Raw genomic sequence first — 8875 nt, 5'->3', positions numbered from 1 at the left:
ATTTAGAACAAGAATTCTTGCAAAAATTACGTCCTTAACTTTGATTCAATACCTTAATAAATTTATATTCAACAGGAATATAAACAATATCAAAATTCAAATCACATAATTTCACCCAACGGGTTATCAGATAAATTGTCAGGATATTTGACTTTTACCGTGGAACCAAATTTTAAATAGTAATGAGAATATTGGCACTTTGTGTTTTACTGTTGTCGTGCGTGAGAACGCAAAAAATCTCATCTGTTCAAGAATGTAATGAGAGAATTCGCTGGAAGTTCGAGGATTACACAAAGAAGCCTCTTTTCGCGAGCCAGATTTTCACAAAAGGATACGGTATACATATAGTTTATGATTCAAAAACTGAACTTCCTCAAATAGTCAGGGATTCAATGTCATTTATTCTGCTCAACGGATTTAGGGCGGCTTTGACAACCTGGGGCGTTTCTTTGATTGCAAATAAATCAACTTTATCAAAGGATATTGTAGGATATCTTGACGCCTATAACTTCAAAACCGGGAACAACTATACTTACAATGCACCTCAAGTATTCAGTGTAGATTGCATTGAAAATGCAAATTTTGTAATCCGTGTGTATACACAGAGTGGAAAAAAATTTAGATATAGCAGGGAGATTCTTGCAAAAGCTCAGATTCAAGGCCGAACTATTATCATCAATATGCAAAACCATCAAATGATATATGATCAAAAACTTTTTCAAATAAAATCCGGACTTTTTTTCAATATCGTACCGATTTTAGCACACGAGTTGGGGCACTGCTTTGGATTATCCCATCAAAATGATGGCAAAAGTATTATGGCCTCTTCCTCGAAATCTATTTCAAACTTTCCGCTCATGAAAGATGGTCAAAACTTTGCATTGATACTTGGAAAACAGATAAAAGGAGGAGCACCGGGATATTTCAATCCTACGGAACGTGTCGGATTACGGGCGGGTTTGTGAAAATATGTGAAGCCATTAACAAAAATTCAACCTTAGAAGATGGAAGAGGGCCTAGTCCATCGACGAAATTTCTAGTTTTCAACCAAATGAAGCCATTTTATTTTCACTTTTTTCTCCGCTGCCGAGTATAATCCGCGTATGACTACCAGTTAGCCATTTTTTTTAAAATAGTACCTTCTAATAACAGAGAACATCATTACTGAGAATTGTCAAACATTTTTGTAACGACGATCCTTAACATCCTTCCTACCGCCTTACCTCCAATACTTCGTATTAATTACTTCGCCATTTTATTTCTCTCAAATATTCTATTGATTTTCTCTAATTCGTCAATGTTAGTACAAAAAATATCCCAGATTAATTTAAAGAATATTCTTGAGAGCCACAAAAGTATGGTAATGACGAATGTTGTAAAAAGTATCTTAACTAATGCTCCGACGTTTTCATGAAACAATGCAACCAATGATAGTACAACGCCGAGATATATCTTGGAATAAATATTACTCAACACGCTGATGAGATGCTCAAAAGATTTGCCTTGCCTCTCGATTTCTTTGACTAATATTGACTGGACATTTTCTTCATCGTGACGGTCCCATTGTTTGTATTTATTAAAAACTCTTTGCGCTTTACATGTTTCGTCATGCATTCCCTCTTTGTCCCAACTATACCAATTAATATAATGTTGTGGGTAATCCCTCCTTATGATCCGGGCCTGAAAAACTTTGAGACTTCCGCCCGCAAAAAGAAAACTTACACCGGCTATCACCAGGCTAAGCAAATAGTCTGGGAGCGCTTTGTACAAACTGCCGATAAATATGCCCCAATATAACATTGCCGTAACCAAAAACATCAGGCTGACCGCCTTCTGCCAGGATTCATGCTGGTCAGTTACTAAACTTTTGAAGCTTATTTTGTTTTTATAAAGGTTGAGAAGTTCGGTTGTCATTTTCTTGAAGGATTAAATGATAGATATCTGAATGAAATTTCCTAACAGTTTACCCTCAAGCTTTATTTTTCTCTCGCTAGTAATTGAAAAACTTAAAGAAAAAAAAATTAAAGGCGTCCTGTGTAAGTTTACAACCCTGCCGGACTCAGCGAGAAACGCAATTCCTCTGAATTCGCTCATGTGGCTAAGTTGTGACGAAATATAGTAACAAAATGTGCACGTCTTTTCTAACGTCACTAGAAATAAAAAGCTTGAAGAGATTATTCTACAAGGTACCGCCAGTAATAAGTGGAATCTGAGCTACAGAAAACTGTCAACATCTGAGATGAGAAAGACCCGGCACATACTTCTATAGTTAAATTACTGCTTCACCGGTTAACACTTAATTCAGGTCATTTTGCACGTATTTGATTTCCATCAGGTACGAAGGTACAGTGAGGAGATTCATCTGTTTTGTTTGCTATTAGAATTTGTAAGATCTAAATTATGATAAAGGCCGGTCGATTCGGATTGTACACTCAACTAATTGTTTAATTAATATTCATTATACTTTAAATTGTTCTGACAATTTAAAGTATGCGATTCACTTCCGATACACTACTTAAAAACATTCATTATACCGCTTTGTAATTAAAATAGCGGATCAGATATTTTTTCTGCCTACTTTCCATCATTTTGACTTTCTTGTCGCGCTACTATCAATACAAATCTCTCCCAAAAGAATAGCGCGAGGCTCCGATGTGACTTTCACAAATCCATGCGTCTTAAAAACAGATCTTTTAGCAGACTATTTAGATAGGAATAAAAACCCCTCGTCATCCATCCAAGAAGGACTATTCATCGGGAACAATACAGTCTAATTAGATAACACTATGATACATCAACAAATCATTACGTTAAAAACAGGGCGCGAAGTAAAAGTAACACTGAACGGTATCCCCACAGAGGATCCATCCAAAGTTATCATTCAAACCGATGTTCAAATCAAAGAGCCCCGTGAAGAGCAATTCCACGTGCCAATACACGCAAGCCATCCCAAATATTGGAAATTAAAAGTGATGAGCCCGTCACAAGCACGAATGATGTATTTTAAATACAGTGGTCTTTCCAAAAAGCAGATGAGAAAGTTGCTGGCTGAATTTGAACATATCTATAAAGCGTCAGCCCAACAGGAATTCTGCTGACGCAAATCACTGCGCGCACTGGCTGCTTCCGATATTCAGACCGGCTCCAAATTCCGTTTTGAAATTAAGTGGGTAAATCATTTATCAAAATAATTAAGCGACACCTGATGGTGCCGCTTAACAGCTAATAGATGCAACTACGGCACAGCCCGATTTTCTTCCTGCTACCTCTTAAACACCGCGATCAAATTCATCCTTCCTCCGGAAGCGAGGTTTTTATTTCCGCCACGAAATCATGCAGTTGCCTGTTATGATCAGTTGGTCTGCTGAAAATTTAACTGGACTTTGGTTGGTAAAAGGCAAAACGACTATGCCTAATGTATTTACAATGGCAAAAATAAATCCACGCAATTTAAAAATGCGTGACTTAGTATTTTTAATCGATGTATTTAATTCGACATGATGTAGAAATTAAGAAAATGTATACTTTTTCCAACTTGAAGTGACTAAAAGGCACGTTGAAAAGTCAGAAGGAATGAAATACTCCCAGACATAGCAGAACTCTATGTCTTCCATTCGTTTTCGAAGACATTCGAAAACGCTCATCACAAACCAATAAAACGTTATGAAAAACAAAAAGAAGGGCAAACTTGAATTCAAAAAGCGAAACAGGCAAACAACGGAAGAAAGTTTAATTCAAGCAGCAGGCGATCTGTTCAGGAAATTCGGCTACGCTAATCTCACAGTCTCGAAAATAGCGAGGCAGGCAGAGGTCGACAGAAATCTGGTTTACAGATACTTTGGCAATGTTGCAGAACTTTTCAAAAAATACTTATTCGGACAGGATTTTTGGATTTCTCACAGCGATAAGGTCGATGAAATGATCGAGGCCAACAGGCATGACGATGGCAAGTCATTGGCTAAGTCACTTCTTGCAAGTCAGCTAAACTACTTTATGGAAAATAAGGAAATGCAGCGGCTAATTCATTGGGAGATCACCGAAACAAATCCCATTGCACGTGGAATCTCTGATGAAAGGGAGCGAATGGGAGAACAAATGCTCCGTATCACAGACAATCATTTTCTTGGTTCTGATGTGGATTTTCGTGCTATCGAGAGCATACTTATTGCCGGAGTATACTACATCGTTCTCCATGCAAAGATGAATGGAAGTACTTTTTGCGGTATTGACATCAACACCGGTGAAGATCTGATAAAAATTGAAAAGGCCTTAAAACAGATCATTGACTGGGCTTATACAAATGGCTCTATAAAGGTTTCGGAAGAACAAACTACATCAAAAACACTGGTTACATAGATCATTTTATTGTCAGTTTCTTGAAACACCTCGTCAATCATGTCACCCCGTATTTACCAGCGTCTTTTCTAACAGTGGGTCATTAAAAAATGTAGAATCTTCAAGGATTATCAGAAACTGTTTTACCACACTTAAAAAAAACGTAGGCTATTCTTTCCCACTGGCGAAATAGCCTACGGTTTTCTAATTAAAAAACAGATGAAAACTCGTAATATTTGTCTGCGTAACTTTAATCGTGATGCCAGCAAGCTCAGCCATTTCTTTCACCATAAGCAAGCCCAACCCCGTCATTCTTCCATTTTCCATCAGCTCATCCAGATTTTTATCCTTTATCGGTTTATTCATCATTTCAAGTAGTTCGGAGGAAACCCCTGTACCTGTATTAGATATTACCAACTCTAATTTATAATCCTGAGAAGGCAGAGTGTAAATATGGATCTTACCGTGGTAGGTGTATTTTGCTGCATTGTCAATCAAATTATGGATTATAATCGCCAGGAATTGATAATCACAATATACCGTCTGCCCGGAAGCCACGTCGTTTTCAAAAATGCTCCCGTTCAAATGGATAGCATCTTTAAACAATTCAAGCTTATCATCGATTACCTTTTTCAGGTTGATTTCTTCTGAATTCAATCGGTTTCCATAGACCTGCACTTTGATATAACCCAGCAAATCTCCCAACATCCCACCCATACGGTCCGAAAGCTCCGAAATCGTTGTCCCAAGACTTGAGGCCTTTTGCAGCTGATTATTTTCAATCATCCCAGGTATTCTCTGTGTTGCAAAACCGATGTATCTAAGTGGAGATTGAATATCGTGCGTTATCGAAGTAACCAATCTGGAAAGCAGATGCATTTGCTTTCCCATCTCCGTTTTTGACTGCTCTACATCAAGCAGTGCCTGATTAAGGCTGGCAGTACGCTGCACGATTACTTCTTCAAGCTTTCTATTTTCCCGTTCGGCAGATGCCACCCGGTAGTTACTATATAAGTTTGTAAAAAGAATAAGGCAGATTAAAAATATAGTGGCGAAAAGAGCGATGGCCCAAGCAGTTTCGTACCATTCTTGTGGCACTATGATATGTATCTTTTTAATCGTATAATTATCGATTCCAAAACCGTCCAGTTTTCTTACTAAAAGCGTATAGTTTCCTGAACCCAGACTGGAATAGCGCACGGAAAAGTCATTATTTTCCATCGGAACCCAGTCCGATGATCCGTCGGAATCATTTTGCTTTAAAAATTTATAAGATAAATTCAGATTATAATTATTGCCGGCATATGCCGTAGCGAAGGTGAAACGTATGTTCTGTGGCAGCTCTGGCAAAGTTAATGTATCTCCCTTGGTCGTAATAGGTATTCTGTTTGCCTCGGCAGCGGACAGCAGAATGGCACCGTCGGGAGAATAATTATTGATGTTTTCAGGTCGGAACCAGACGAAACCATTTAGCGAGGGCAAAGAAATGTACCCATTTTTTAATTTTACCCCGCATGGCTGGCAACTTCCGTTGAATTCGTTGGTGTTAAACCCCTCTTCTTCGGTATGATACATGTAAAATAGTTCTGAAACAGCTTTATTTCTGGCATCAGCCCGCCCCTTACCTTCTGGCGATCGAGCTGATTTAATTTTCGCATAATGCAGCAAATCTGCGATCTTCATTTGAAATAGGCCACGGTTAGTTGGCACCCATAGATAGCCACGCCCATCGGACATGGCGCAGTGCGGACTGGCAAGATATTTATTTTGGTCGATCGGAAATTCAGTGAGAATTTTCTTTTGATCAAGCAGCATCACTCCTTTTCCAATAGCGGTTACCCAAGCACTCCCATTGTCTTCAACGTGAATGCTTTTTATGTGCAACCCTGCACTGCTCCGGATCTGCTTGATTTCTCTGCTTGATATTTTTATGGAATATAATCCGTTTTTCGTTCCAATGATCAAATTATCATGATCGAACGATTCTATGTAGGTGATGTCCAGCAGGTATTCTTTTAGAAAAAGCTCCCACGAAGCTTTAACATCCTTGGTATACACCCTGTAAAGCCCTTGCGTCGGTATACTCATCCAGGTGTAATCTGTTTTCCCCTGATGAATTGTCTCGATTTTATTGGGCAACTCCCAATAACTAATCATCGTATCCCCGCCCGGTCCCGTATGAATAAGAGTCACTTCATTTTTCAGCCAGATACTGCCATCCACACTTCTGAACATCGAGCGTTGATCGAATGGATTTCGTGTCTCTACAAAAGGCAGGTGCCTTTCGTAGATATTACCCGTTTTTTTCTCTAGCCCAAGAATGTTTCCGTTCGGAGTTAAAATGGATCTATCATCATATGGAATTTGTGCGTATAACGAATTTTGCCGGCTAGGGCCACTGAGAGCCAAGGTCTGAAACTGTTTTCTCGACAGAATATACAGACCTTCCGTAACACTTCCGAGATAAATCTTTTTGCTGGAAGGGTCCAGAATGATGTTCTCGATACCTTTTGTTACCAGGTCAAAATCCTCAATCATAAGATGGGTTGAAAACGTTCCATCCTTTAATAATTCCAGAGAATAGGTATTTTTTCCGAGATACAAATAAATTTGATTCGCATTTCTGTTGTAATAAAATTTGATATCTTTTCTGTTCTGAATGTAAGAAGGGTCACTTGTGATTTCGCCTATGAGCGGATGTATGGTTTTCCGTTTATCCAATAACTCAGTAAAGGAACCATCTTCGTTGTACCAGTAAAGACTTCTGTCAAGTGAGAAGTAGTTCCACAGATTAGATTTATCCAGGTCAATCTCATATCTTTTTTGATAGCTTTCAAAATATTTTAATTTGGAATCTGTGAAAAAATAGAAATCTTCGTCCTTCTTTCCTGCCTTCAATAAGTAGTGGTTCAATCGCTGCGCCTCCCAAAGACGCCGAGGGCCTGACCAGAAAATAATGTTGCCCAATTCAATTCCAATCTTTTTTAAGCGTGCTAATCTTTTTGGTATATATGTGGTATCCAGGGTTGCTCTGCCATTGTCAATACGTACAACTTGTCCATTTGCAAAATGGGCAAAAATTGTTTCCTTTGAATTTTTATGGGATGTGTCTTTTGTAACAGAATGCTCAATATAATGTACCCGTGCTTCGTATAGGCCTAAATTTGTGCGGTTGTATACATAAAAATTTCGCCCGTCAAATCTGACCAGGCCATCTTCAGTCGCTAACCATACAAACCCTTCCTTATCAATTGAAACATCTTTAACGCTGTTTTGAGGTAGCCCGTTTTCACTGGTATAATGGGCAATATGGTAGCCCTTCTGGGCCGTTGCAAATGTAGATATCAGTAAACCGCTTAAAAGAAATAAGCAAAAGTGGCTGACTTTTTTATATGAAGTTTTCACCTTATCAGTTGTTTAGGTTGGAGTAGCGCTTTATTTTTTTCAAAAACATTGCTGTGAGAGCCTGTAAATCCAATTACTGATTGCATGTAAATAAACAGCCATGCGCGTCCGCATGACTGATTACAGGTAATCGTCAAGGCAATAGCCGTATCAACCTCCCGGCCTCTGACTGATTCATCAGGCCTGGAGCCGCCACGAGCTTATTTTTTTGAATCAGGGTTATTTTTTTTGTGTTTGATCAGCTCCGGCATATCCTTCTCGATTTTCTGATATAACTGGATTTCATTAGTTACTTCAAATTTCTCGAAAATCCGTAGCTTATGCGTACTAACAGTGCTCCATTTGATACCCAGTTCATCGGCGATCTCTTTGGTCCATTTACCATTCAGAATTAAGCCGATAATTTCGGCCTCTCTGGGTGTGACTTTGACTTTACAAGGTATGTTGGTGTTTTTATTAAGGTTCCTCAGATAATTCTGAGCAATAATGCTCTGCGTTTGCTGACTCATGTACTTTCCTCCTAACAGCACTGTTCCTATTGCTTGTTCAATGGTAGCGAAAGGGGCATTTTTTGACAAAAAACCGTCAGCACCCGCAGTCAGATAATCCATCGACGCGCTTTCTTCGCTTAAAGCGGTGTGGACGAGAATCCTGACTTCCGGCTGAACGCTGCGCAGCGTTGTGATCATCTCAGGCGTGTTACCTCCTGGCACATCAATATCCAGCACAATCATGCTCACTACATTCTTCTCCAGGAAACGGAACCCGTGGTCAAAAGTGGGCGTCGAATGGACGCCATGTTCCGGGAATTTGTCCTCAATAATTGCTGTTAATCCCCATAGAATTAATTCATGATCCTCTATAATGAGAATTCGATCCTGATGCTCCATAGTAATGCTAATTTCCTTATAAGTTTTGCTGGTTAATACAATATTAAGGATTTCAGCACCAAAAATCATATAGCTATTATTCTATATAAATAACAGAATTCATTCTCGTAGTATATGAGCATTTCAGCTATTTCATTTAAAAAGTCTGTGCGTAAATTTGTTTATGTTCTTCTGAGATAAATTATGTTTTTTATGAGAGAGCAGGATTTTGTGCAGAAGGTTCAGTAAGTCTGTTTCTTTGAATC

6 protein-coding genes and 1 pseudogene are annotated in these 8875 nt (G+C 38.8%); 4 read left to right on the top strand and 3 right to left on the bottom strand.

The window, feature by feature from the left end:
- Both FZF08_RS30440 and FZF08_RS30435 read left to right on the top strand, forming a co-directional pair.
- Nucleotides 1-109 (top strand): annotated as a pseudogene (locus FZF08_RS30440) (IS982 family transposase); the annotation flags it as partial.
- A gap of 283 nt (nt 110-392) precedes the next feature.
- A complete protein-coding gene (locus FZF08_RS30435; protein ID WP_229216768.1) occupies nt 393-965 on the top strand; it encodes a matrixin family metalloprotease in 573 nt (190 codons plus the stop codon).
- 277 nt (nt 966-1242) lie between these two features.
- On the opposite strand, the gene FZF08_RS30430 is transcribed toward FZF08_RS30435, so the two are convergent.
- Nucleotides 1243-1914, bottom strand: coding sequence for a hypothetical protein (locus FZF08_RS30430; protein ID WP_159478318.1), 672 nt, complete (start codon nt 1912-1914; stop codon nt 1243-1245).
- A gap of 872 nt (nt 1915-2786) precedes the next feature.
- On the opposite strand from FZF08_RS30430, the gene FZF08_RS30425 reads away from it, so the two are divergent.
- Nucleotides 2787-3098 carry a hypothetical protein gene (locus tag FZF08_RS30425; protein ID WP_159478315.1) on the top strand — a complete coding sequence of 104 codons (312 nt, stop codon included), beginning with the start codon at nt 2787-2789 and terminating at the stop codon, nt 3096-3098.
- A gap of 565 nt (nt 3099-3663) precedes the next feature.
- On the top strand, nt 3664-4356 hold the full coding sequence (locus tag FZF08_RS30420; protein ID WP_159478312.1) for a TetR/AcrR family transcriptional regulator: 693 nt from the start codon (nt 3664-3666) through the stop codon (nt 4354-4356).
- A 183-nt stretch (nt 4357-4539) separates the two neighbouring features.
- On the opposite strand, the gene FZF08_RS30415 is transcribed toward FZF08_RS30420, so the two are convergent.
- Entirely contained in the window at nt 4540-7740 is a 3201-nt protein-coding gene (locus FZF08_RS30415) for an ATP-binding protein (protein ID WP_159478309.1), read from the bottom strand.
- A 200-nt stretch (nt 7741-7940) separates the two neighbouring features.
- Nucleotides 7941-8699, bottom strand: a complete 759-nt coding sequence (locus tag FZF08_RS30410) for a response regulator transcription factor (RefSeq protein WP_159478306.1) — start codon at nt 8697-8699, stop codon at nt 7941-7943.
- Nucleotides 8700-8875 lie beyond the last annotated feature (176 nt).

Origin of the sequence: Dyadobacter sp. 3J3 (assembly GCF_009801115.1) — a bacterium.
In the GTDB taxonomy this organism is placed as follows: domain Bacteria; phylum Bacteroidota; class Bacteroidia; order Cytophagales; family Spirosomataceae; genus Dyadobacter.
This window is presented reverse-complemented; position numbering and strand designations above follow the sequence as displayed.

Excerpts from the sequence above, each read along its gene's own strand:
- FZF08_RS30435 (WP_229216768.1), top strand. The coding sequence starts at position 393 with ATGTCATTTATTCTGCTCAACGGATTTAGGGCGGCTTTGACAACCTGG.
- FZF08_RS30430 (WP_159478318.1), bottom strand. The coding sequence starts at position 1,914 with ATGACAACCGAACTTCTCAACCTTTATAAAAACAAAATAAGCTTCAAA.
- FZF08_RS30425 (WP_159478315.1), top strand. The coding sequence starts at position 2,787 with ATGATACATCAACAAATCATTACGTTAAAAACAGGGCGCGAAGTAAAA.
- FZF08_RS30420 (WP_159478312.1), top strand. The coding sequence starts at position 3,664 with ATGAAAAACAAAAAGAAGGGCAAACTTGAATTCAAAAAGCGAAACAGG.
- FZF08_RS30410 (WP_159478306.1), bottom strand. The coding sequence starts at position 8,699 with ATGATTTTTGGTGCTGAAATCCTTAATATTGTATTAACCAGCAAAACT.